Consider the following 23356-nt stretch of genomic DNA (forward strand, 5'->3'; position numbering starts at 1 on the left):
CGTTTTATCCGAGTTCTCCCCTGGGGGAGTCTCGCTACGCGCGCCCGGCATACTGCCTGCGTCGCAGGAAGGCGAGCAAGCCGACAAGGGCGGCCAGGGAGAGGGCGTAGGCCGAGGGCTCGGGCACCGGGACAACGGAGAGCTGGACCTCATAAAGGGAGGTGTGAGTCTGGGGGAGGTTGAACGTGAAAGCGAACTCCTCGTAGCTGCCCGCATAGCCGAGGGCGATCAAGTCCCACTCGTAGGTGACGAGCGAGAGCGTACCGTAGTAGCCGTTGTACTGGCTGTCGGGGTTGGAATAAATGCCGCCCGTGCCGTCCACCCCATCGAAGCCGCGCTCGTAGCTGAATCCGGCCTGGGCGGCGGTGTAGCTGACTCCGCCGATGGTGAAAGTCGGGTCGAGTTGGAGGTCACGGTCGTTGGAGGCGTTGGGGGTGAGCTGGAGGATGACCTTGCCGAAGACCGCGCCGGTGTAGTTGTCGGTGCTGCCGGTAAAGACCGTGTTGGTCGCGTTCATCGTGTACACCGAAGTTGGGGAGGTGGCGTTGACCAGGCTGTTGCTGGAGTTGAGCGCAAAGCTGCCGCCGAGCGAGTAGTTCGCGTTGATGTTGATCATCTTTTTCTCCTCGGCCGTGGTGGTCGCGGCGGAGTTGACCCAGTTGCCGCTCCACTCCAGTTGGGTGGCCTCGGGGTCTTCGCTGGTGGGAGCAGAGACGATGCTGGCGTTGCTGCCGCTCCACAGGGCGATCACCGTGCTGCCGGCTGGGTTCGGGAGCTGGATGTTGCCATCGACAATGATAGGCCCGGCAAAGGCTCCGGCTGTGAAGACGAGGCTGCCCGCCAGACGGGCAAGCAGAGAGAGGAAAGGCTTGGTCATGGTATGGGTTAAGGAAGGATTGGGTGGATAAACCCGCAGTGGGGGAGATGGATACGGATGGTAATAGGCCGGGTTTCCAAAGGTTGTCAATTGAAATGAAAGTGAGTCTCATTTTTGAGTCTGTGTTCTTGGTGAGGTTGTTGAGGCATATGTTGGAGCTATAAAGTGCCTTGTGTTTGAGAGTACGTTTTTTAATTTATAGTTCTGTTTGTTAGTGTTTTATGGATTTATTCTTTGTGTGGTATTGTTGATCCCCTCGGAGAGAACGGTTCTTTATTGCTTGACCTGTCTCAATAGCTCGCTTTTCTGAAGACGAATAAAATATGAGACTGAGTCTCGTTATCCTAAGTGTGCGCTTTTACGTTGTAATCTGGGTAGCGGGGCTGTGTGCAGGGAATTCATCCGTCCACACCGGGCGGAAGGGGATTGCCGGAGATCCGAAAATGAAGAATCACTTTACCGCAACAGGCAGACGTTCCCGTAAGGGATATGGCCGGGGCTACCAAGGCAAGGGGGGCTTTGCCTTGGTGGTGTCCATTGTCCTGATGGGCTTTATCTTTTTGCTGTTGGTCAGTCTCGGAACTATGACCAACGTGAGCCTGCAATCGACCGGCGCCGACCGGCTGCAAGCTGTGGCCCGGGCCAATGCGCGCATGGGTCTGCTGGTCGCGCTGGGGGAGCTTCAGGCCTCTGCGGGGCCGGACCGGCGGGTGACGGCTACGTCCGACATGGCCGGACTCGGAGAGGACCGTGAGCACTGGACGGGCGTCTGGAACAGCGAGAGTGGCGACCTCGTGCAATGGCTGGTCAGCAACGAGGGCGATTTCTCCGGCGCCGGGGCGGGAGCGGGCGAGGGAGTTGTTTTTTTCTCCAATTTGGAGGCGGCGCAGCAGGTACGGGTGCCCCGGGTCGAGATGCCGGACGGCGACGGGGGCTACGCCTGGTGGATCAGTGATGAAGGCGTGAAGGCCCGGGTCAACGTGCTCGATCCGTACCGCGAGTTGGCGGACGTGGCCGATTCGACGGACGCGGAAGACGCCGCCGCGCAGGATGCCGCCGCTCTGCGTGAGCGCTACCGCCTGCTGGTCGCGCAGGAGACGGGGGCGGCGCTGCTGCTGGGCGCGGATCACACGGGCCAGTCGGTAAATCCCGCCGTGGCCGACGAGCGGGAATTTCTGGAGCGGGTGTTGTCGCTGGGACAGCTTGAGTTGTCGCCGTCGGGTTCGGATTTGTTCAAGGCGGACAAACTCGTGCACGACGTGACCCTGTACAGCCTGGGCGTGCTGGCGGATGCCAGCGCGGGCGGACTCAAGCGCGACCTGACGGCGGCCTTCGAGACGGGCCAGTCGGCTCCGCCGGGCTTCCCGGCTGCCTGGTGGAACCGCCTGCGGGACTACTACGGCTCCGCCGGAAACGCCTCGCTGACGGCGCGGGTGGACACGGACGGGCAGGCGCAGAGCTACTTCCCGGTGCTGGTGAAGGCCAACTTCGCGACGACACTTTTTTACGGCCCCGCCGAGACTGTTGCCGAGATTCCACACTGGGCGGACGGGCGCAAGGTGTACGTCGGGCTGTGTCTTTCCTTCTCGCTGCACAACCCGTACAACGCCGAGCTGACGCTGCCCGAGGGCTTCGTGGCTGAGGTGATCCTGCCCGCCGAGGCCAACCCCGCCGACGACACCAGCAACGCCGTCAACCACTTCCGCGTGGCCTCCGCGAAGGCGCGTAACGGCGCCGACCGCACGGAAGAGGAGCTTGGGACGGCTTTGGATAACGGCGGGCTCTCGCGCTTCTACTTTCGGGTGGAAATGGATGAGGCCGTGACTTTTGCCGCTGGGCAGACGCGACTCTTTTCCGTGGACCTGAACGGGGCGGACAAGGACATCACCGGCTACACCAACGACGCCATTGTGGCAAAGCTCAAGCCGACTGTGGGCGATCCGGACTTTCTTTACACGCAGGCCGTTTTGCAGGAGCCAGACGCGGCGGACACGTACGACGGGCTCTATGCCAGCAAGCTCGGACTGGGCACCGATGACCAGTTTTCTCAGGTCGTTTTCGAGCTCGATCGCAACGCCAATCTCTATGTGCAACTGCGGGTCGGGCTGCCCGGCGAAGACGGTGGTGAACCGACATGGTTCAGCGGCTTTCGCTCACCACTTGACCTCGACGGCTATGCCAGTGACGACTGCCGCCTGGAGTTTATTGGCACGACATTTCGCCCGCCAGGCAGCTCCTTATCGGATGGTTTCGGCCTGAGCTTCGAGATGCCGATGTCGCGCCGCCAGTCGGAGCGGGGAGGCTTTGCCGTGCGCCCGCTGGTGGACTTTAACATGCGCGCCGTGCCCGAGTCGTGGAACGACCCGGCGACGGACTACATCGAGCCGGACGGTTTTTACCGTCGGGTGTCCACCATCAACCAGGCCGCCTACACGAAGGTGCTGACGCCGCTGAAGTGGAGCTTTCATGATATCTACGCACAGCGCACCAAGCAGCGGGCGACCTGGGCTCACAGCGTCTTCTGGATCCCGGCGGCGAAGGACGACCTGAGCGAAGAGTTCGGCTGGGCCGGGCCGAGTCCCTTTGGCGCGGACACCAATGGAACGGGCGGCAGCACCTCCACCATGCGCGATGTGGATGTCGGGACGGTCTATTTCGACGTGCCCGCGCAGAAGCCCTATTCGCTCGGCGCGCTCCGGCACGCGGGTGTATCCGATTCTCGATACACGCCTGCGTATTCGGTCGGCTCATCCTGGGCTCCGGCCTTTCCGGCCAGCGTTGATCTCGGTGACGAAGACGACTTGTTCCGGCTCAACAACCTGCTGTGGGATCGCTACTTCTTCTCCTCATTGACGCCCGAGTTTCAGGCCACCCTCGGCAGTGAGCAGGATTGGGTGAAACTCCCGGCGCTGCCAAGCAGCCGCCTGACGGTTCGCACGGACAACTCCCTCGAAGCCGCGCAACGTCGGAGCCTGCTCACGGACGCTGAGTCGGCTGCCTCGCAGCTCATGGTCAAGGGCAGCTTTAACGTCAACTCGACTTCGGAGGCGGCCTGGCGGGCCGTGCTGGCCTCGATGCGGGACGCGCTCAGTGATTATCGCGACGACGACACACTGGCGGGCACGCCTTTCCCGCGCTTCAGCCGCACGCTTTTGAACAACGAGGCGGGGGCGTACCTGACCGGAGGCGGCGTCTTCACGACCGGGAGCAACGACATCCACAAGGGTGACGAACGGGAGTATATTTACCAGGGCATCCGTGTGCTCACGGATGTGGAAATCGAAAACCTGGCTGGCAACATCGTGCGCGAGATCCGCCGCAACGGGGCGTTTTTCGGCGGGCCGTTCCTGTCGATGGGCGGCTTTGTCAACCGCTCGCTGGACGAGGTGGACGGCGAACCGGCAACCCGGCTCAAGGGCGTGCTTCAACTCGCCATCGACGACGGCCCCTGGGCCGGTGAAGACGAGGACGCGGTGCTCGCCCGCTGGAGCGGCTCCGACGAAGCCCTCCCCGCGATCAATGTCGATGTGCTCAAGAACGACATCGTCGATAACTCTGTCATCGGGATGGACTCGATGGGCCTGGTCGGCACCGCCCCGGCCAACAGCTACCCGGAGGATTTTCTCGCGCTGGAGCCGCGTTCGGCGGATGCGCCTGCGTATCTGACGCAGTCGGACATTCTCGCCGTGCTCGGGCCGGTCCTGAGTGTGCGCAGCGATACCTTTGTCATTCGCGCCTATGGAGATGCCGTCGAGTCGCTCTCGGCGGGCGGCGAGCCGACCGTCACCGCCTGGTGTGAGGCCGTCGTGCAGCGTCTGCCCGATCCGGTCGAGCGCCGCGGAGACGACCCGTTGAGCGCCGATTACTACGAACCCAGCGACTCCACGGCGGACACGCTGGGGCGGCGCTTTGTCGTACTCTCCTTCCGCTGGCTGAGCGGAAACGAAATCTGATCCCCGCCGCCCCTTCGCGACCGCCCACTGTCTTTCACATGAAAACTCTCTCTACTGTTGAATCCGTCCCCTGAGCCGCCTGACGCGGTGGCGCGGATTCCGCAGCCCAAGAACACTAAAAAAATCCAAGATAATGAAATCCTGCAAATGGTTTACGCTGCTGGCTTCCTTCGCCTGTGGCGCCGCTACGATGAGCTACGGCGCGATCAACACCGCGACCGGTTTTGAAACTCCGGACACCGGCGTGTCCAACAACGCGCAGCTCTCCGGACTGACCGCCTCCTATGGCTCCTTTGACGGGGCCGATGTCGGCCTCTCGGCCTGGGAAAAATTCAGCTCACCGACCTTCTCCGGGTTGGCCGCGCAGTACACCGCGGGCGGCATGGGTCTGAACGCAACGCTCTCGCAGAGCAACAGCGGTGCCGGCCTTTCGGACGAGCTTTCCGGCACGAGCAACACCGGCCTTATTGATGTCGGTGGGACGAACTACTATGGTCGTTTGGTGACCGGTGGGTACGACTTCACCATCGACGGGGTGGCGGACTACGGGATCTCGAGCATCACGCTTCAGATCAAGCACACGCCGTTCTTCGACGCGGAGTTCAACCCAATGATCGCCTTTGACGCGGAGCTTTCCTATGGCGGCATCACGCTGTCGCCGGACAGCATTACTGAGGGCGCGAACCTCGGTAACTTCTCCGATGCTATCGGCATGAGCATGAACAACGGCTACTACGAATATACCTGGTCGAACCTGAATATCGGGGCGCTGGAGGCGTTCCTCATCGACTTCTCCAGCCTGGAGGACCAGCTCGGGTTCGGCTTCTCGGTGGACACCATCGCCTTGCAGGTGACCAGCAACGCCGTGCCGGAGCCGTCCACCTGGGCGCTCATGATCAGTGGGGCCGTGTTCGCGTTCGTCGCCCTGCGCCGCCGCGCTGCGCAGTCCAAGGCCGCCGCTCTCGCTGCCTGATAGAGCTTTTATGGTTCACGCGCCCTGTCGCCGTGGGGATTGTTGCCAGCGGCGGATTCTCCGAAGAAGCGGTTGCAACGCCGCCCGGTGACAGGGCATTCTATTTGTATTGAGACTCGAAGCGGTTCCGTGACGGTGAAGCCCGTCCGGAACCGCACTTATTTTTTTCACTAAAAAACTCCGTGCCTTTGTGCCTCCGTGTGAGCTTTTTCTTTATTCCTATGAAGCCATCTTTCTTATCGTCGATGACTACAATTGATAACTGTAACGTCCGGCTGCCGCTTCTGGTGGTGGCTGCTGCCCTGCTTTTGCCGTGTGCGGGCATGGCCATGCCCGGCATGAAGCCCGACGCGAAACCCGACGCCTCCGCGCAAGGCGGCACTACGCAAGTCACGTGTCCGGTCACGGGGCAGACGTTTGCCGTCGGTGAGGACGGCCAGATGGTGCCGGTGGAGTCGGCAGGGCAGGGGAGCGGCGAGCCGGAGTCTTCCGCCGCCGCGCCGGAACGGGTCACGCTCTGGCTCGACATGTACCGGGCCGAGCCGCTGCCCTTCGCCAATGTGCTCGAAGACCTCGGGGCGGTGGACGTCGTCTATGTGGGCGAGACGCATACGCTCAAGCGTCACCACCAGTGGCAGGCCGAGATTTTGGAAAGCCTGATCGAGGCCCGCGACGGCAAGCTCGTGCTCGGGCTGGAGCAGATCGAGCAATTTTACCAGCCGCAGGTGGACCGCTTCAACGCGGGCGAGATCGACTTCGACGAACTGGCGAAGGAGATCGACTGGCGTCGGCGCTGGAGCAACTACGAGGACTACCGGCCTCTGCTGGAGCTTGCCCAAGCCAAAGGCGTCACCGTGCTCGCGCTCAATGGCAGGGCCGAGACCATCCGTAAGATCGGTCGCAAGGGCCTCGATTCGCTCGACCGCGGCGAACGCAAGGAATTGCCCCGGCAGATGAACTTCGACGACCCCGACTACCGCCGCTTACTGGACCAGTTGATGATGGTCCACGCCAGCGTGGACGAGAGTGTGCTCGACCGGATCTTTCAGGCGCAGGTCGCCCGAGACGAAAACATGGCGCAGGCGCTGGCCGATTTTCTGGAAAAGAACCCCGGCTACGCGGTCATGGTGGTCGCAGGTTCCGGGCACCTGGCCTACGGGCTGGGGACGGTGGACCGCGTGCGCGCCCGCCTTCCTGAGTTGGACGACCGCATCGTGCTGATGACCGTGAGCGGAGAACTCGTGCTCTCCGAGCAAGAGGAGAAAATGGCCCGTCCCGTCACCATTACGCATGGGGACTTGCGTTACCTCCGCCGCCCTAAGGCCGACTACCTACAACTGACCGAGCCGGAGGAGTAGGCGCGTACGGTCCTGTGCGTGTGCCTGCCGGAACGCCTGTTTTTATCGCTTCACTACTACTGATAGAAGGCCCGCCGTCGTTGGCGGGCTTTCTTTTTGTCGATGTGTCGAGCGGGGCGGGGGAGAGGTTGCTGGATGGAGTTGAGTGAAAAACGGCGCGTTTGTTTGTTTTTCGCTTGCATGCATTAAATTCGTTTGTATAAATCTTATACAGAGCAAGCCTCCCGCCATCCAAACCCCTTGTTCTTACTCTCACCCCGATGTAAAAAGCCATGAACGAACCGGTCAAAACCGTGCCCATCAGTGGCCGTATCAGCCAGCAGGATTACGATTTCATGATGCAGCACTCCTTCGGTGGAAAAGTCACCGCGAGCGAAAAGCTGCGCCATGTCGCCTCCTTCTTTCGCCAGTATCACGAGCATTTCGGCAGCTACGCCGAGGGCATCGAGGAACTGAACCGCCTGTCCGAGCCCGCCCGCAAGAATATCAAGCACCTCGAATACGAGCAGGGCGTGCACTCCGAACTGGTCGATGCGGCGGCGAACCTTTTCCCGCTCGGGGTGGCCTACCTGGCCAGCCGCCAGCAACGCCCCGCGAAAAAGGACCAACTGCCCTACCTGTTGGAGACCGAGGAGCGCCTGCTCGCGCTGGTGCTGCGCCTGCTGGAGCAGGTACTTCGGTTGGGGCTGACCACGCAGGCGCCGGCTTATAACCCTCATCTGCTGGAGGATAAACTGGGCACGATCACCGAATTGGTTGGACTGCTTTCCAAACGCGACCACAGTTAATCTCACCCCCGGTTACCATGAGCTTGTTTTTCCGATTTTCTGGCCAGCGACATTCCAGTCGGACGGCCTGCGTATTCGGTAACTTTATTTCCTTTCCCGCGCGGCGGCTGCCGTGCCGACCTTAACCCCTAACGCCACACTGTCATGAACGATAGCATCAGCAACCGTATCCGGCGCATCATCACCGGGACCGCCAGTTCCATTGTTTCCAAAATCGAGGGCCTCGCCCCGGAGGTCGTGCTTGAGCAGGCCATCGCCGAGGTGGACTCCGCACTCGACGAGGTCAAGGCCGAGCTGGGCCGCGTGACCGCGCAGAAGTACCACGTCACCAAGGCCATGACCAAACTCAACGAGGAGCACTCGACCATCGAGGACCAGACGCTCGAAGCCCATAAACAAGGACGCAAAGACTTGGTGGAGGCTGCGATTTCGCGCCAGCTCGACATTGAGGACCAGCTTCCGGCCCTGGAAAGTCAGCTCGGCGAACTGGGCCGTCAGGAAGAGGAGTTGAACAAAGCCATCGCCGGGCTCGTGGCCAAGCGCAACGAGATGGACGACGAACTTTTCGAGTTCAAGCAGGCGCAGAAGGAAGCCGCCACCACCGGAGGCGACTCCGGCACGGTTGCAGGGCAGCCTTCGGGCACTGGAGCCGCCGCCCGCGCCGACCGGGCCGAGCGCGCCTTTTCCCGCGTCCTTCAGGATGCCACCGGCGTGCGCCGGACGGCGATCAAAGCCGGGTCCGAAGAAAGCGCCAAACTGGTCGAGCTCGCCCACCTGAACAAGAAGGCCCGCATCGAGGCACGGATGAAGGCCCTTTCCAACCAGTAACCGCACCCTGTTAGCCACCCCGCATGTTCGCTCACTTCACCGCCCCGGAAAACCTTCCCTTCGCCGTTGCGCTCGGGCTGTTTTTCCTCATCGGCATTCTGCAGACAGTCAGCCTGCTGACAGGCATCAGCCTCTTTGGCTGGCTTGACAATCTGCTGCCGGACTTCGAGGCGGATCTGCCCGGTGATCTCGGGCTGGATGGTGTTGAGGGCGGACTCGACGGGGCATTGGAGGCGGATCTCGACACAGGAGCGGACGCGGACGTGGCGGACTCCCCGGGCGATGGCTCGTGGATCGCCGATGCCTTCGCCTGGATGAACTTCGGCAAGGTGCCCTTCATTATCAGCTTCCTGCTCTTCCTGTTTCTGTTCTCCTGCATCGGCTACAATGCCCAACTGCTGTTAACCGAGGCGGGCATTGGCCCGTGGCCTTCGCTGCTCATGGCTCCGCTGGCGCTGGTCGTGGCGGTCTTCCCGCTCAAGTGGGGGAACGCGCTGATGGGACGCGTGCTGCCGCGCGACGAGACCAATGCTGTATCCAAAAACAGCTACATCGGACGCGTTGCCACCATCACCATCGGCGAGGCGACGCATGAGCGTACCGCTGAGGCCAAGCTCCGGGGGCCGCTCGGGCGCACGCACTACGTCATGGTGCGGGCCGACCGCGAGGGGGCGCGCTTCGGACAGGGCGAGCATGTGCTCCTCGTGGCCGAAGAGGAAGGGCATTTTACCTGCATCGCGGTCAACAATCCGAACCTTGACGATGATTGAGACGCGCCACCTGGAACCGCGCCACCGCCATCACCTGGCCAGGGCAGGCGCCGTCCCTTTTTTTCGCTAACCAACCACAACAATATCCCGATTAATCCATATTTGATATGAATATCTTGATCTGGGTCGGCATCGCCTTTGCCGCACTTGTCTTCTTCGGTGTCGCTATCACTCGGCTTTACAAGCGCTCCTCCAAGGAAATCGCCTTCGTGCGAACCGGCCTTGGCGGGGAGAAAGTCATCCTCGACGGCGGGGCGATCAAGCTCCCTGTCTTTCAGGAAATCGTCGCTGTCAACATGCGCACGCTCCGCCTCCAGGTGGACCGCAAAAACGAGGACGGCCTCATCACCGCGGACCGCATGCGTGTGGACGTGACGGCGGAGTTTTACGTTCGGGTGCGCCCGGAGAAGGAATCCATCGCCAAGGCCGCACAGACCCTTGGCGACCGCACGCTCCAGCCGGAGATGCTCAAGGAGCTGCTGCAAGGCAAGTTCGTCGATGCGCTCCGCGCCGTGGCCGCCGGGCTGAGCATGGAGCAGTTGCACGAGCAGCGGGCTGAGTTTGTCCAGTCCGTGCAGTCGTCCGTCAGCGAGGACTTGCTCAAGAACGGTCTCGAACTCGAATCGGTCTCGCTGACCGCACTCGACCAGACCGGTCGCGCCTACTTTAAGGAGGACAACGCCTTTGACGCGCAGGGTCTGGCCAAGCTCACGCTCATCACCGAAGCCAAGCGCGAGGAGCGCAACCGCATCGAGCAGGACACCCGCGTGAAGATTGAGACGAAGAACCTCGAAGCGGCCCGGCAGAGCTTCCACATCAAGCGCGACGAGGAGATGGCCCGTCTCGACCAGGAGCGGGAGGTCGCCTTTGCCACGGCCTCGCAGGAGGCGCTTGTGGCCACGGAAAAGGCCACCCGCAAGCGCGAGGCCGAGGAGTCCCGCATCGTGCAGGAACAGAAGGAAAAAGAAGCCGCGATTACAGCCGATCAGGCGATTAAGGAGCGGGACATTCATGCCAAGCGTCAGGTCGAGGAGGCCGACATCGAGCGGCACCAGTCGGTTGAAATCAAAAAGCAGACCGCCGACATTGCCGTGGCCAAGAAGTCCGAAGAGCAGTCCGGTGCCGAGGCTGAGGCCGCGAAGGCCCGCGCCCTCATGGTCCGCGAAGAGGAAAACGTCGTCACCGTGCGCCAGACTTCCGTGGCCAACCGCGAAAAGGAAATCCAGTTGATCAAGGCCCGCGAAGCCGCCGAAAAGGACGCCATCGACGTGAAGGTCGCCGCCGAAGCCGAGAAGCAGGCCGCCCTCGACAAGGCCGAGGCCGCCGTGACCGAGGCCAAGGCGCAAGCCGAGCGTATCCGCATCGTGGCTGAGGCCGACCACAAGCGTCTGGAGGTCGAGGCTTACGGCGAGAAGGCGATCAACGAGGCCAAGAACCTGCTCAGCCAGGAGATCATCAGCTTCGAGATCCGCAAGATCCTCGCCCAGGTCGCGCCGCAGATCATCGAGGCCAGCGTCAAGCCGATGGAAAAGATCGACAGCATCAAGATCGTTTCCACCAACGGATTTCACATCCCCGGATCGAATGGCGGAGGAAACGGTGGCACTGCCGACGGCTCGGGGTCGCTGGCCCCGGCCACGGGCGGGATGCCCAACCAGTTGATGGAATCGCTGCTGGCCTATCGGATGAACTCGCCCATCGTGGACAAGTTGCTGCATGAGCTGGGGATCGATCCTTCCCGTCCAGGTGGCCTGTCCAGCGACTTGGCCGATGCCCTTGACGGGGGACGGGAGAAGTCGAAAAAATCCTGAGTTGTACGCTTTTTCCCTCAACCAACGCCCCCCGTCAGGGGGCGTTTTTCGCCTGCCACGTTGCAGATCGGAGGCGTGATTTTTAAAAGCCTCCTGCTGTATCCATTTTCGGATACGGGGGCTTATGCCTTTGATGTGGCACGCTTCGGCGTGCGTCGCGTTTTATTTTGCCGGTTGGTCATGTCATAACGAGGGGACGATTATGCTTCCCGTCCGCGAAGTATTTGGTTAAAATACTCTATATGAAAAAACCACTGCCCCGGATGTTCGTAGCCGCTTTTGCGGCTGTGTTGCTTGTCAGTTCATTGTCCCTGTCCGCCCAGGTTCCTCCGGAGCCGAGCACTCCTCCGGCCACTCCGTTGTCTGCGCCGCCGATTGCCCGTCGTTACGTGCGGATGCCGGACCAGGTGAGCGAAGAGGAGAGGCAGGCGCGTGGAAACCTCACGCTGGCTTTGCAGATTAGCGGGGACGGGAGCGTGGAAACCATTGAGCTTCGCCTGATAGACGCCGAGACGGACTTTATGATCGATCAGGTGATGGAAAATAAGCTGGGGCCGGCCACGCTTCGTTTCTCGGGAAAAATTACCCCGGTCGGGGAAAATGTGTACCGGGTGGATTATTCGATCACTCAGAGCCTGCCCTTTGCCAGTGACGATACGGTGATTCAGTATCGAAACATGGGCTGGAAGGCGGTAGTCGAGCTGAACCGGTCAGCGTCCGAGACCATTATGAGCAAAAATGGAGCATCTTATGTGCTGAGCCTGAGGTAATCCTTGGCCCCGCCCGAGCAGGTGAGACCCGGCGATACACCGCGCTGTTCCCGAGCGTTTATGACCCGCCCCTAAGCCACGTGGGCAAAATGATTGAATGGTCGGCTAAGTGGCCTGATTGCTAATTGTTGGATGATGCAGGTAGAAAACAACAATTAGCCATTTAGCTATTTAACCATTTCCTAGTAGCTGATGCCGAGTCCGAGGATGAGGTTGAGGTCGTTGCGCTTGGGCAGGGTGCCGTTGGCGTTCGGGGTCGGGTTCTGGATGCGGTTCCAGATGAGCGAGGTGTTGATGTCAAAGATGTCGTTGATCTCGTAGGAGAGGGTCGTGGTGAAGTTCGTGGTGAACAGGCCCGAGGACTTATCGGTGACGATGAACTGGTAGTTGCCCTTCAGGGTGACATCATCGGTGACGTCGTAGCTGAAGGTCGTGGTCAGCATGCCGGCGGGGCTGCTGTCGCTTTTGTTTTCGCCAGGCTGCACATTGTTATAAATGTTGTACTGAAAGCCCGGACCGGCCACGACATCCCATTCGAAGTCGGAATCCTTCACGATCTGATAACCGGCACCCAACCCGATGAGCCCCTGGAAGTCGAGGTTCTGAAAGGGGTCGCGGTAGTACTGGATGAAGACGGGGCGGAAGAAAAGGTCCTTGTCCCAGAAGTAGTCGAAGTAGCTGCTGGCGCGATGGTTGTTGGAGTTTTCGACGCCGTCGTTCTTGGAGTAGTTGCCGAGGTAGTCGATGGAGAAGCGGGTCAGGGCGGTGCGGCGCTTGATGTCCACACTGGCGCTGTAGGAAACCTCGTTGGTGTTGCCGCTCTGGATATCGACGCCGAGGCTGACTTCGAAGTTCCAGCGCTTGAGTTCGCTGTCCTTGGCCGTGACGAGGGAGACGACTTCCTCACGGCTGTAAACCAGTTCGGTGCCGTTGGCCTCAGTGATGACGACGTTATTGTCCTTGAGGCTGACGTTGCCGGTGATGGTCGTACGGTTGTTCAGCCGCATGCTCAAGGGTCGTTTGCTGTAAACCTGCCGGATGTCGTCCCAGTCCAGTGTGAGATCGCCGAGCTTGTCGCTGTTAAAGATGAGGTCTTCGTCGTACATGCGTTTGATCTCGCCGCGCAGGACTTCGCCCGAGGTCAGTTCGATCCAGTCGTCATTGCTGTTCGGGTCGACTCCGGCGGGGATCCATGAGGGCAGCTCGACCACGGGGGTCTCCCCGGCGGTATAGACGTCATGCGGCATGGCCGCCGATTCCGTGCCCTGTGCCAGCAACGGAAACAGACTTAGCATGGATACGGAAAGGAGCGTAGATATGGCCAAACGCATCGGGACCATGGTGAGAAGGTCACCGCGTATGCCAAGGTTTTATGCAAAAAAACGGAGAGCGCGACAGGCTCTCCGTTTGTTGATGAACAAAGGCGTCCAGAGGTTTGGCAGTTACGCTCCGACGCGTGAAGGATGCGGATGATCCTTCTCCAGTCCGTGATCAGGCTCCTTGAGGTCTTCCGGGTCGATCCCGGCGATGACCTCAACCCAGCTCGCGCCGGGGGCGGGTTCGCGGCTGAGGGGAAGCGGTGTGTCATGGGCTTCGAGGCTGAAGACGCGGATCGGGGAGTCTCCCCAGGCGGCTTCTCCGGTGAAGCGCAGCCCGCGAATCTCGCGCTGGAGCGGAAGCACGGCCAGGCGGCGGCGGTTCTCGGTCTCGTGGTGGACCGTTTCCCACTGGCCGGAAGGCGTCTGGACCTCGATTCGGTAGTCGCGCACGAGCTGCTTGGGCATGGAGCAATGGCGCTCCTGAAGGCGGTAGCGTTCGGGCAGGCGCTTGGAGTCGTTCAGGTCGCTGTCGAAGACCAGGCGCAGGCATTCGAGCTTGCGCGGGCTGTCCCAGGAAACCGTGAGCGGGGTTCCGGCGGGGGCTTCCCAGGCGTGGTCTTCCTTGCCCATGATGCGCTCATGGCCATCGAGCAGGCGGCGGACTTCGCCGGACTCGGCGTTGAGGCTGGCGTCCGCCATGGGGGCGGGCGCAGGGCGGACGAGGCCGGGCAGCCAGCAGTCGTCTTCCATCAGCATCTGCTGAAGCTCCTTCAACACCGGGCCGGTAATTTGTCCGGGCCGGATAGAGCGGCGGTGACAGAGCACGGCGGCGGTCCCGACGGCCTGCCCGATGATGGAGCAGGTGCCCATGACACGGCTGGAGGACAGGGCGCAGTGGGTGGCCGAGATATTGCGCCCGGCGCAGAAGAGGTTCTGTATGTTGCGCGAGTAGAGGCTGCGCAGGGGAATGCCGTAAGGAGAGGGCGCGGGGTGGAAAATCGTCGCCTTGCCGGGATAGTAGAGCCCGGCGGGGTGGTGGTCGTCCATGCTCCAGCCGCCGTAGGCCACGATGTCTTCGAATAATCCGCCCGCATCGATGTCGTTCTGGGTCAGCACGTGGTCGCCGAGGTAGCGGCGGTTTTCCCGCTTGCCCGGAAGCGCGCCGAGCCAGCCCAGCCGCCAGTTGGCGAGTTTCTCGGCCTGGGGGCCGCGGTTTTTCATGTAGTCCCACACGCCCCAGGCGGCCTTGTACAGTTCATCGCGGTAGGTCTCGGTGTCGGTGATGGTGTTGCCGAGGCCGCCCAGTTCGAGCCACCAGAAATTGTGGCCAAAGCCGGTCCCGACTCGGGAGGGCAGGTTGGAGTTTTCGTCAAAGTGGTAGGCCCAGCGCGGCGGTGTGAAGGACTGCGGGAAGGGCGTCTCCTCCAACTGGAGCAGGAGGGTGTTGCCCATGGTCTTGAGGTCGGACTTGAGCGGGGCGAGTGACTCGTCGAACTCCTCGCGGCTCTCGCGCCCGCTGCGAGTTTCGGCTCCGGAGAGGGGAGCGAGGATGGAGTCGCCGGAGGAGTCGATAAAGATGTCCGCGTGGATGCGGTAGCGGGTCTGAGTGGTGAGCTGCCAGGCGTCGATGGAGACGAGCCGTCCGTCCTCGGTCTGCGCGTCGAGACAGGAGCAGTTGAGCAGGGTGTTGAGGCCGGGCGTCATGCGGCCGTATTCGAAGAGGACCGAATCCCAGACCGAGTAAGTTCCCTGCGGGTTGCGAAGCTGGTTGCAGAGCTGGATTTCCTCCAGCAGGCCGGTTTCCTTGTTGTTCTGGCCGTGTGCGCCGCAGATCCACATGCGGATCTCGGAGGAGGCGTTGCCGCCCAACACGGGGCGGTCGTGGACGAGCACGACGGAGCAGCCGCGGCGGGCGGCAGCGACAGCGGCGATGAGGCCGGTCATGCCTCCGCCGACGACGCAGATATCGGCGTGAAGGGTTTCCTGGGGTAAGCGGTTGTCGGTTTTCATGGTAAATCTTTCTGCCTCCAATCTGCCACAGCCATCGACTTCGTGCAACCGACTTGGGAATCAGGAATTGCACATTTTATATAAAATTCTCACCATAAGGCCATGACTACTCAGACCTTGAGCGGCGAACAGCCCTGTTTTCGGCTGAGCCAATGGGTGACCCTGCGTCTGCAACTGCTGTGGGCCTACGAGAAATCTATGGGCGATGTATCCACGTCGGGCGAAGGTGATTCGTACGGTTTTCAGAGCGCGCTGTTGGTGAAAAAAGGCTGGGGGAAAGCTGGAGTGGATCGAGCCAGTGCCTTGCGGGCCGGGCCGGGGCAATGGCTGATCCTGGGGCAGGGGAGACGCTGGCAGAGCTTCAGCGCCGACTGCGTGCTGTTGTCAATCGGCTTCCGCTTTCAGTACCCGACAGGGGAGGCGGTCTTTGAGGAAGGCTTTCCGGTTCTGGCGGACGGGGCGGAGTTCCCGCAATTAGAGCGCGAGGCGCTCCGGGCCATGCGCTTGGTAAAGAAGCACGTCGGACTCGGTTTTTATCAGGGGGAGCGCCAGGTCAGTATGCGCGACTACCTGCTGACGCAGAACGCGCTGCGGCTTTTCCTGATTGAGCTGGCGGGGGTGTTTGCCGCGCGCGGGATCGGCGTGCCCGACATGAACGACCTCAGTCCGCATGTGCTGCGGGCGCTGGAGGTTATCCAAAACATGCCTCCGGCCCAGCCGATGAAAAGCGCAGAAGTCGCCCGCCTGGCCGGGCTCAGTCAGACGCACCTGGACCGGCTGCTGGTGGTCGAAACCGGCCACACCATTCACCAGCAGATCGAACTGCGGCGCATGCAGCTCGCGCAGGACGCCTTGCAGGACCGGGCCGCCTCGCTCAAGTCCATTGCTTACGGGCTGGGGTTCTGCTCACCCTCGCATTTTCACAGTTGGTTCCGTCGCCGCCAGGGGGTGACGCCGCAGCAGTTCCGGCAGCGAAGCTCCTGGTGAGGGGAAAATAGCCACCGCTCCCTGCCAGCTCGTCGCTTTATCGCCACGCCGTTTGCCGGTGATGCTACGCCTTGTTCTCTTTGGCGAGGGCTTGCTGTTTTCTTTTTTCGACTTTCGCGCCATAGCGCAGGAGCAGTCCGGTGCAAAGGATGAACCCGGCAACGAAGAGGATGCCCACTCGCGCGGTCCAAGGGTTGGGCACGAGCAGGAGCAGGCACAGGACGGCGCCAGTGATACAGGCGGTGTTGCCCATGATGACGAGTTGGCGGAAGTCCATCGAGGCTCCGATTTCCTTGAGGTAGTCCACGGGGGTGAGCATGACCTCGAAAAAGCGGTCGATGCTGGCGCGGGCCTCGGGGCGGGTGCGTTTCCACTGGGCCATGCTCACGAGCGTGCCGAAGAGCCCGAAGACGAAGCACCACAGTGCGCGGTCCTGAATGGTCCACTCGGTCCCGTGGGCCCAGGCGTCGTAAAAGGAGTACAGCGAGGGCAACAGGCAGAAGGCGAAGATCGTGAAGTACGAGGACTTGGGCATGCGGCGTATGTAGAGCCCGGTCAGCATGGGAAAGCCCAGTGGGATGCCAATGACCGAGGCAATAACCAGGTAGGCGTCGAACAGCGCGACGGCTCCCTGCCCGGCCATGATGAGGCTGAAGTTGATAATCATGAGCCCGAGGATGACCGTCACCACTTTGCACAGAAACAGCTCGCCCTTGTCGGTGAGCGGCTTGCGCCCGAAGGCCGAGAGCAGCCGCGGGATGATGTTACGCACCACGATGCCGACCTGGTTGTTCACCCCGGTGTCCATGCTGCTGATTGTCGCCGCGAACATGGCCGCAATCATCACACCCATCATGCCGTTGGGCAGGAGTTTCATCGCGATGAAGGCGTAGGAGGCCTCCGAGGGGTTGCTCACATTGAGTGCCAGCACCTCGCCCTCGTACAGGAAACGCGCCACCATCGGCGGGATAAACCAGATGATCGAGCCCAGCGCCATCAACACGAACGCGAACCACGAGGCCCGGCTGGCCTCCCGCCCGTCCTTGAGCGAAAGGAAGCGGCTGGCATTGTTCATGTTGATCTGCACGTACAACTGCATGAAGAAAATGACGATGATCCACTTGAGCGTGAAGCGGTCACCGGGGAACTGCCCGGCCTCCTTCACGAACCGGAAGTCCTGCGCGAAACGCGGATCGGAAAAGTACGACAGAAACTCGCTCACGCCGCCGATTTTGGCCAGTGCGAGCACGGCGACCAGGATCGTCACGGCCAGCAGGATCAGACTCTGGGCGAAGTCCGTCGCCATAATCGCCCAGCGCCCCCCGATGGTCGAGTAGATGATGACAATGATCCCGATGCCCACGATGGTCTCGCCCAGCGCAAACCCAAAGACCGAGCTGGCAAACACCGCCAGCGCCCACAACTGGATCGCGGCCGCAATCGGGTTAAGCATCAGCATGGTGTAGCCCGAGAACTGTTCGGCGCTCAGCCCGAAACGCGCCCGGATCACGTCCACCACCGTGTAGGCTCGTGTCTGCCGCAGCCACGCCCCCAGAAACAGTGCACTGATCGCGTAGGCCACGCAGTTGGCGATGTAGATCGTCATCATCGAAGGCCCCGCCTCGAACGCGGCCGAGGCGTTGCCTGTGAACGTGAAGGCGCTGATCCCCGCCATCAACATGCTCGCCCCCGCCAGCCACCACGTCGCCTGCGCCCCGCCGCGAACGAAATCGCTCACGTTCTTGTTCAGACGTGAAAGCGCCACCCCCAGCCCAATAAGCATCAGGAAATAAAGTCCAAGCGTTACGTACTCTATCGTCATCGTCGTCCTATCATGTTAAAAAGTCCTTACGGTCTGACTGCCGTACCAGCCCTTGACTTTATTGTGCTCCCCCCTGGGAAAAAATCACGCCGCTGACACGGACATCCTGAACACCCACCAATGGGACGAAGAGAAATGTCGCGGTCGCTCAAAGTGGGCATGGAAGAGGGGGAAGGGTTGAGCCAAGGTTTGCGATGACCCGGCAGGAAACCGGGTTGACGCATTAGAGAAACGGATGGACTGGAGGCGCCAGATTATTCCCCGATGATGGTCGCTCATACTGATGACTCGCGGTGCATGGGAATGCTCTTATTTGTGCAAAAAAACATCCCCGGCGCAAGGCTGAGCCTCCGCCGGGGATGCAAGATGATGAAAATGCTCCGGCGAAACTGGCTGCTCAAGCGTGGAACAGGATCAGTCTCTCCGTGGGCGCTGCCGATACCTCTGGATTATTTGGGCCGGACAAGCACCTTGAGCTGCTTGTAGGGATACTGGCTGGCGCTCTTGGTGAAGGTCCAGTCGGCGTGTTGGCCGGAGGCGGTATTGGTGCCGATGCCGAGGTCGGCATTGTTGCCGTTTTTCCAACTGTTGAGGGCGAAGACCGTGAAGACCGGGTCGCTCAGGTGGACCTGCATGCTGCCGTAGCCGTCGGGGCGGCTGCCGTCAGGCCGGTCACCGTTGTCGAAGCGGTCGTTGCTGGCTCCGGGAATGTTTGCGCTGTTGACCGGGCTGTAGTTGTTGGGCCAGAACTCAAGGTTACCCTTGAATCCGTCGCCGGTGGGAACTCCAGCGACGTTGCTGCGGACGCTGAGGTTGGAAACGGCTTGCTGGAAGCTCGCCTTTGAGTCAAGGGCGGGGATGCCGATCTTGGAAATGTCCTTGGTGAAGGCATCCATGGAAACGAGCACCCACTGCGAGCTTTCGGGGCTCTTCCCCATCTCCACGAGGTAGGCGACGCGGTCAAAGGAGCCGGTGAGCTCGTTGTGACGGTCAACGCCGTACTGGATCTTGGGGGCGAGCTTGGTCAGGTCCATTTCGTACACCAGTTCGTAGCCTTCGAGGTCGGCAGGGTTCGGGCGGACGCTCAACGGGTCCGGTTCGTCACCCGCGCGGAAGGGGGCGGCGGGCAGCCCGGCGCTGTTCATCAGGTTGGGGGTGCCGATTTTGTTCCAGCCAAAGCGGGCGGCGCTCGGGTTGGGGACCTCGGGGGAGGAAAGCTCGATGGTGTCGGCCGAGACGATGCGGGCCGTGGCCGTGGTCCAGTTCTGGCCGGGGCCGGTAATCTGGAACTCGTTCAGGGGCTTGCCGTCACGGGACTTGAGGCCGTCGGCCACATGGTCGAAGCGCAGGAAGACCTTGCCATCCTTGATGGCGATGTCGGCAAAGCGCGGCCCCATGTCGATCAGGTCGGTGCGACCGAACTGGCGTTTGAGGGCCATGTTGGCCAGTCGCAGGCCGACGTCCTGTTTGTTCGTGGGGTGGATGTTGTCGATGTTGCCGATGTCACTCACCACGACCATGCCGGTATTGGGGATCTGCTTTTCAATGGCCGCCTGGGCCTCCCAGAAGAGAGGAAGGATGTTGGCGTCGCCGCTGTAGCCCTTGTAGGGCGCAATCTGTACATAGTAATAGGGCAGTTCGGGTCGTTCCCAGTTCTGCCGCCAGCCGTCGAGGAGAGCCTTGGTCTTGTAAAAATACTCCATGCCGTCGCCACGGTTGGCTTCGCCCTGATACCAGATCGAGCCGTTGATACCAAAGGGAACGAAGGGCGACATCATGCCGTTGTAAAGGGTCGTCGGGTCCTGTCGGTCGGTGTAGGGCTTAATCGCGTCGGGGAAGACCGGGGACGGCGGAAGCGCGCCCTCGGACGCGTAGCTCTTTTGCGCCTGGGCGAGCCATTTTTCCATATCCGCGATATAGTCGCTGGCGATCTTGCGGTAGCTGTCGCTGGAGGGCTGCTTGGCGAGGACGGTCTGGTAGAGGGACTTGAGCTGCGGGACGGCGGCAAAGCCGTTCAGCGGGGTCCAGGGTTCGATCCGGGTACCGCCCCAGGAGCAGTTGATGAGCCCGACGGGGACATCCAACTCCTGGTGCAGTCGCCGTCCAAAGTAGTAGCCGACGGCGCTGAAGCTCTTGACCGTTTCCGGCGAACAGACTTCCCAGGCTGCCTTGGTGTCGTCCTGCGGAAGGGGTTGCGGATCGCGCGGGGCCTTGATGTGGCGGATCAGCGGCCAGTTGGCCTGGGCGATTTCCTGGGCGGCATTGTCCGCACGTTCGACAGGCCATTCCATGTTCGACTGGCCGGAGCAGAGCCAGACTTCTCCCACGAGCACGTCCTTGACCGTGAGGGTCTTGCCCCCGCTGGTGATGGTCATGACGGCGGGAGAGGCGTCTGCCTTGAGTGGGGTCAGGTCGAGCCGCCAATGGCCGTTATCGGCCGCTTTGGCGGTGGCGTTCTGGTCTTTGAAACTGACGGTAACTTCCGCTCCGGGGTCGGCCCAGCCCCAGACGGGGACTTTGGCGTCGCGCTGCACGACCATGTGGTCGCTGAAAATCGAGGGCAAGCGCAGCTCGGCGGCGGTCAGGGGCGAGGACGCGAACGTCGCCACCAGGTTGATCAAAACAAGATACAGAAGGGGTCGTAATCGTTTCACAGGTCTTATGGGTTAAGAATGCCCTGTGAGCAAAACAGCCCGTCGCGCCAAAGGCGAACTTTTTACCCGGCAGTTCGCGCTATTGGTCTTTTACCGGCTGGTTGCCTTTTGGGCGGGAGCACTTATGACTGGCGGCTATCGCCCGGAACATAGCGCATGGCCACGACTTTGCTCAAGCCGGCGAAAAGCAGGTCGGTCAGGACGGACCATACGCGCAGGGCGATGGTGACCAGCAGGGCGATTTCCGGGGGCATGGCCAGGGACAGCAAGGCGACCAGAACGGCTTCGCGGACTCCGATGCCGCCGGGAGCGAAGACCGCGAGCATGCTGGCCGAACTGGCGAGCGCGTTGGCGGCGATGATGAACGTCAACTGCGAGGCGGGCAGTTCGTGCCAGATGGCTTTGGATACTAAAAACACCGACACGCCCGCCAGCCCGATGAAGAGGACAAACATCCACAAGCCCTGCCCGATAGTGCCCCAGGTGGGCAGATTGTCAGGGGTCAGTTCCTCCTTGCGCATGCGGCGATAGGCGAAGCGGGCAACCATATTGAAGAGCCGTGGCCACAACGCGAGCAGGCAACCCGCCGCCGCGGCCATCAGCAAGGCGCGGAAAAACGGGGGCACCATGTCTATGCGCGGATCGGTCAACAGGAGCAAAAGGCCGGTCAGAAGCATGACGAGCACTTGCAGCCCCGCTTCCAGAAACGAGGCCACCGCGAGCTTGCGCTTGGATATGCCTTGCTGTGAGGCGAAATAGACCTTGCACATGACCCAGGTCGCCGGTCCGGGGATATAGCGTCCGAGCCAGGATTTTGCGTAGATATGGATGAGCGCGGGCACATTGGTGAAGCGCGGGGCTCCCAGCATGCGCAGCATTTTCAACCAAATCAGAGACAGCCAGAGGCGGCAAATGAGGCCGACTGCGGTTGCCGCCGCGATAAGCCCCCACGAAGGCCTGACCTCGCGCAGCTTGCCGTAATCGATTTTTAACAGAAATATCCCAAGAAAGATGGCCAGCAGCAGATAAAAAACCGGGGCCGCGTAGCGGTTCAGGTTCCACTTCGGGCGGGCGGGCGCAGGCGAAGGGAAGTCGCTGTCGGGCATGTCGGTCATGATTTTACGAGTTCAGCGAGGATGGCGATGTTCCGGCTGGAGCGGGCCAGCACAGCCGCGTGGTGTTGTCGGATTTGAGCCGCCGTACATTCGCGGTTGGCGAGAAGCTCCTTTATTTGCCTGACCAGCGTCTCGCGAGCAAGGTCCTTTCCGTCGATGATTTTCCCTTCCTGTCCAAACGCAGCCATGATACCGGCTGACTTGTGGCTGTAGGACAGGGCGATCAGGGGGACCCCCTGGGAGAGCGCGGCCATGTTCGCGTGCATGCGCGCCCCCACGAAAATCTCGCAACGGGCGATGAGACCTTTGAGAACGGCGGGCCGGAGGTCGTCCTCGATGAACAGGGAGGGCAGGGAAAGGTGGCGGGTGATTTCGGCAGCGACGGGGCGGTCGTCGTTGTAGTCGGCGGGGCCGGTGACGTGCGGGATAAACAGCAGGGCGATATCCTGGTCCGCCAGCGCCTCGTTCAGTGAAGCCGCCATCACCTGCGCAAAGGATTCGCCGGGATGGGCTTGTTCGAAACGGGCCTTGAGAATGGGGCTGACGGAGACCCCGATCAGGCGTTTGCCCGCCCATGCGCTGGCTTGGAGCAAAGCGGCGGCGGCCTCGTGATCGGGCTCCAGCAGAAAGGATACATCGGCGGTGGTTTCCATTCGCAGGTTGAGGGTCGCCACGCGCTCGCGTGTAAGGTCCTCCCGGATGGTGATGGCAGCGGCGTGGCTCAGGACAGAGCGCGCCAGCGGGCGAAGTTTTTTAAAGGGGCCGATGGACTGGGCGCAGATGAAGTAGGGGGTGCGCAGCCAACGGGCCATGAGCAGGGGGATGAAGTGGCTGAAGCCGATCAGCGGGCCGTAGTCCTCGGTCAGCATGTCACCGCTCAGATCGACCACGAGATCGGCCCGCCGCGTCTGGCGAAGCTCCCGGCTGAACAGGAGCCAGTCCGGCTGGCGGTGGGTCAGGGTACTGAGCACGCGCCAGAGCGCGGCGAGCGCCAGGCTGGGGATAAACGAGAGGCGGCGGCGGTGGCTGGGGATGACGGTGAGGCCGTCATAGCGGGTACAGTCATGGGCGGCGGCGGGGGAGGCCAGGATGACTGTTGTGTCGGAGCCCAGGGCCTTGATGGCCTCGGCGGCCACGACCTGCTGCATGGTGGCGTCGCCTTTGTTGTGGGCGCTCGCCGTTCCGGTGAGCAGGATCGTTCGCCGTCTGGTCCCGGCGGGGGATGGCGACGCGATATGCGGGCTGGACGGGTTCAAGGGTTACTCCGGTCAATGGGACCGCCCGCTTGGGCGGTGGTGAGGAGATCGGTGGTTTTCATCGT

At 61.6% G+C, this 23356-nt stretch carries 16 protein-coding genes; 9 read left to right on the top strand and 7 right to left on the bottom strand.

Annotated elements, in window-relative coordinates; translation table 11 throughout:
* Positions 1-34: 34 nt before the first annotated feature.
* Positions 35-877 (bottom strand): PEP-CTERM sorting domain-containing protein, encoded by an 843-nt coding sequence (locus H5P28_RS13430; RefSeq protein WP_185676219.1) that lies wholly within the window; start codon positions 875-877, stop codon positions 35-37.
* A 584-nt stretch (positions 878-1461) separates the two neighbouring features.
* Here H5P28_RS13430 and H5P28_RS13435 point away from each other — a divergent pair.
* From H5P28_RS13435 to H5P28_RS13470, 8 genes are all read left to right on the top strand, one after another.
* On the top strand, positions 1462-4830 hold the full coding sequence (locus H5P28_RS13435) for a hypothetical protein (RefSeq protein ID WP_185676220.1): 3369 nt from the start codon (positions 1462-1464) through the stop codon (positions 4828-4830).
* 133 nt (positions 4831-4963) lie between these two features.
* Positions 4964-5803 carry a PEP-CTERM sorting domain-containing protein gene (locus tag H5P28_RS13440; protein ID WP_185676221.1) on the top strand — a complete coding sequence of 280 codons (840 nt, stop codon included), beginning with the start codon at positions 4964-4966 and terminating at the stop codon, positions 5801-5803.
* Positions 5804-6048: 245 nt separating this feature from the next.
* The gene (locus tag H5P28_RS13445) at positions 6049-7161 is read left to right on the top strand and encodes a ChaN family lipoprotein (RefSeq protein WP_185676222.1); all 1113 of its coding nucleotides are present in this window, start codon (positions 6049-6051) and stop codon (positions 7159-7161) included.
* Between the two features lie 272 nt (positions 7162-7433).
* Positions 7434-7949 (top strand): hypothetical protein, encoded by a 516-nt coding sequence (locus tag H5P28_RS13450; protein WP_185676223.1) that lies wholly within the window; start codon positions 7434-7436, stop codon positions 7947-7949.
* 144 nt (positions 7950-8093) lie between these two features.
* Positions 8094-8777, top strand: a complete 684-nt coding sequence (locus H5P28_RS13455) for a PspA/IM30 family protein (RefSeq protein ID WP_185676224.1) — start codon at positions 8094-8096, stop codon at positions 8775-8777.
* 23 nt (positions 8778-8800) lie between these two features.
* On the top strand, positions 8801-9547 hold the full coding sequence (locus H5P28_RS13460; RefSeq protein WP_185676225.1) for an OB-fold-containig protein: 747 nt from the start codon (positions 8801-8803) through the stop codon (positions 9545-9547).
* A 107-nt stretch (positions 9548-9654) separates the two neighbouring features.
* Positions 9655-11358, top strand: a complete 1704-nt coding sequence (locus H5P28_RS13465; protein WP_185676226.1) for a flotillin family protein — start codon at positions 9655-9657, stop codon at positions 11356-11358.
* 242 nt (positions 11359-11600) lie between these two features.
* Positions 11601-12128, top strand: coding sequence for a hypothetical protein (locus tag H5P28_RS13470; protein ID WP_185676227.1), 528 nt, complete (start codon positions 11601-11603; stop codon positions 12126-12128).
* Positions 12129-12310: 182 nt separating this feature from the next.
* On the opposite strand, the gene H5P28_RS13475 is transcribed toward H5P28_RS13470, so the two are convergent.
* Together H5P28_RS13475 and H5P28_RS13480 are read right to left on the bottom strand one after the other, a co-directional pair.
* Positions 12311-13423: a DUF481 domain-containing protein gene (locus tag H5P28_RS13475; RefSeq protein WP_185676228.1), complete on the bottom strand. Its 1113-nt coding sequence runs from the start codon at positions 13421-13423 to the stop codon at positions 12311-12313.
* 147 nt (positions 13424-13570) lie between these two features.
* On the bottom strand, positions 13571-15457 hold the full coding sequence (locus H5P28_RS13480) for an FAD-dependent oxidoreductase (RefSeq protein ID WP_185676229.1): 1887 nt from the start codon (positions 15455-15457) through the stop codon (positions 13571-13573).
* 102 nt (positions 15458-15559) lie between these two features.
* Here H5P28_RS13480 and H5P28_RS13485 point away from each other — a divergent pair, with 102 nt between their 5' ends.
* On the top strand, positions 15560-16444 hold the full coding sequence (locus H5P28_RS13485; RefSeq protein WP_185676230.1) for a helix-turn-helix domain-containing protein: 885 nt from the start codon (positions 15560-15562) through the stop codon (positions 16442-16444).
* 64 nt (positions 16445-16508) lie between these two features.
* On the opposite strand, the gene H5P28_RS13490 is transcribed toward H5P28_RS13485, so the two are convergent.
* The 4 genes from H5P28_RS13490 to H5P28_RS13505 all read right to left on the bottom strand — a co-directional run bounded on the left by H5P28_RS13490 (position 16509) and on the right by H5P28_RS13505 (position 23291).
* Positions 16509-18266 carry a sodium:solute symporter family transporter gene (locus H5P28_RS13490; RefSeq protein ID WP_185676231.1) on the bottom strand — a complete coding sequence of 586 codons (1758 nt, stop codon included), beginning with the start codon at positions 18264-18266 and terminating at the stop codon, positions 16509-16511.
* Positions 18267-18715: 449 nt separating this feature from the next.
* Entirely contained in the window at positions 18716-20920 is a 2205-nt protein-coding gene (locus H5P28_RS13495) for a sialate O-acetylesterase (protein ID WP_185676232.1), read from the bottom strand.
* Between the two features lie 122 nt (positions 20921-21042).
* Entirely contained in the window at positions 21043-22035 is a 993-nt protein-coding gene (locus H5P28_RS13500; protein WP_185676233.1) for a lysylphosphatidylglycerol synthase domain-containing protein, read from the bottom strand.
* Positions 22032-23291, bottom strand: a complete 1260-nt coding sequence (locus H5P28_RS13505) for a polysaccharide pyruvyl transferase family protein (RefSeq protein ID WP_185676234.1) — start codon at positions 23289-23291, stop codon at positions 22032-22034. The genes H5P28_RS13500 and H5P28_RS13505 overlap by 4 nt, the downstream gene beginning before the upstream one ends.
* Positions 23292-23356: the final 65 nt, after the last annotated feature.

It is taken from the genome of Ruficoccus amylovorans (assembly GCF_014230085.1).
Lineage (GTDB): Bacteria > Verrucomicrobiota > Verrucomicrobiia > Opitutales > Cerasicoccaceae > Ruficoccus > Ruficoccus amylovorans.

What these genes read in the sequence shown, in the direction of transcription:
- H5P28_RS13470 (WP_185676227.1), top strand. Translation starts at nt 11,601, where the DNA reads ATGAAAAAACCACTGCCCCGGATGTTCGTAGCCGCTTTTGCGGCTGTG.
- H5P28_RS13490 (WP_185676231.1), bottom strand. Translation starts at nt 18,266, where the DNA reads ATGACGATAGAGTACGTAACGCTTGGACTTTATTTCCTGATGCTTATT.
- H5P28_RS13475 (WP_185676228.1), bottom strand. Translation starts at nt 13,423, where the DNA reads ATGCTAAGTCTGTTTCCGTTGCTGGCACAGGGCACGGAATCGGCGGCC.
- H5P28_RS13500 (WP_185676233.1), bottom strand. Translation starts at nt 22,035, where the DNA reads ATGACCGACATGCCCGACAGCGACTTCCCTTCGCCTGCGCCCGCCCGC.
- H5P28_RS13480 (WP_185676229.1), bottom strand. Translation starts at nt 15,457, where the DNA reads ATGAAAACCGACAACCGCTTACCCCAGGAAACCCTTCACGCCGATATC.
- H5P28_RS13430 (WP_185676219.1), bottom strand. Translation starts at nt 877, where the DNA reads ATGACCAAGCCTTTCCTCTCTCTGCTTGCCCGTCTGGCGGGCAGCCTC.
- H5P28_RS13440 (WP_185676221.1), top strand. Translation starts at nt 4,964, where the DNA reads ATGAAATCCTGCAAATGGTTTACGCTGCTGGCTTCCTTCGCCTGTGGC.
- H5P28_RS13485 (WP_185676230.1), top strand. Translation starts at nt 15,560, where the DNA reads ATGACTACTCAGACCTTGAGCGGCGAACAGCCCTGTTTTCGGCTGAGC.
- H5P28_RS13435 (WP_185676220.1), top strand. Translation starts at nt 1,462, where the DNA reads ATGACCAACGTGAGCCTGCAATCGACCGGCGCCGACCGGCTGCAAGCT.
- H5P28_RS13450 (WP_185676223.1), top strand. Translation starts at nt 7,434, where the DNA reads ATGAACGAACCGGTCAAAACCGTGCCCATCAGTGGCCGTATCAGCCAG.
- H5P28_RS13455 (WP_185676224.1), top strand. Translation starts at nt 8,094, where the DNA reads ATGAACGATAGCATCAGCAACCGTATCCGGCGCATCATCACCGGGACC.
- H5P28_RS13445 (WP_185676222.1), top strand. Translation starts at nt 6,049, where the DNA reads ATGACTACAATTGATAACTGTAACGTCCGGCTGCCGCTTCTGGTGGTG.
- H5P28_RS13465 (WP_185676226.1), top strand. Translation starts at nt 9,655, where the DNA reads ATGAATATCTTGATCTGGGTCGGCATCGCCTTTGCCGCACTTGTCTTC.
- H5P28_RS13460 (WP_185676225.1), top strand. Translation starts at nt 8,801, where the DNA reads ATGTTCGCTCACTTCACCGCCCCGGAAAACCTTCCCTTCGCCGTTGCG.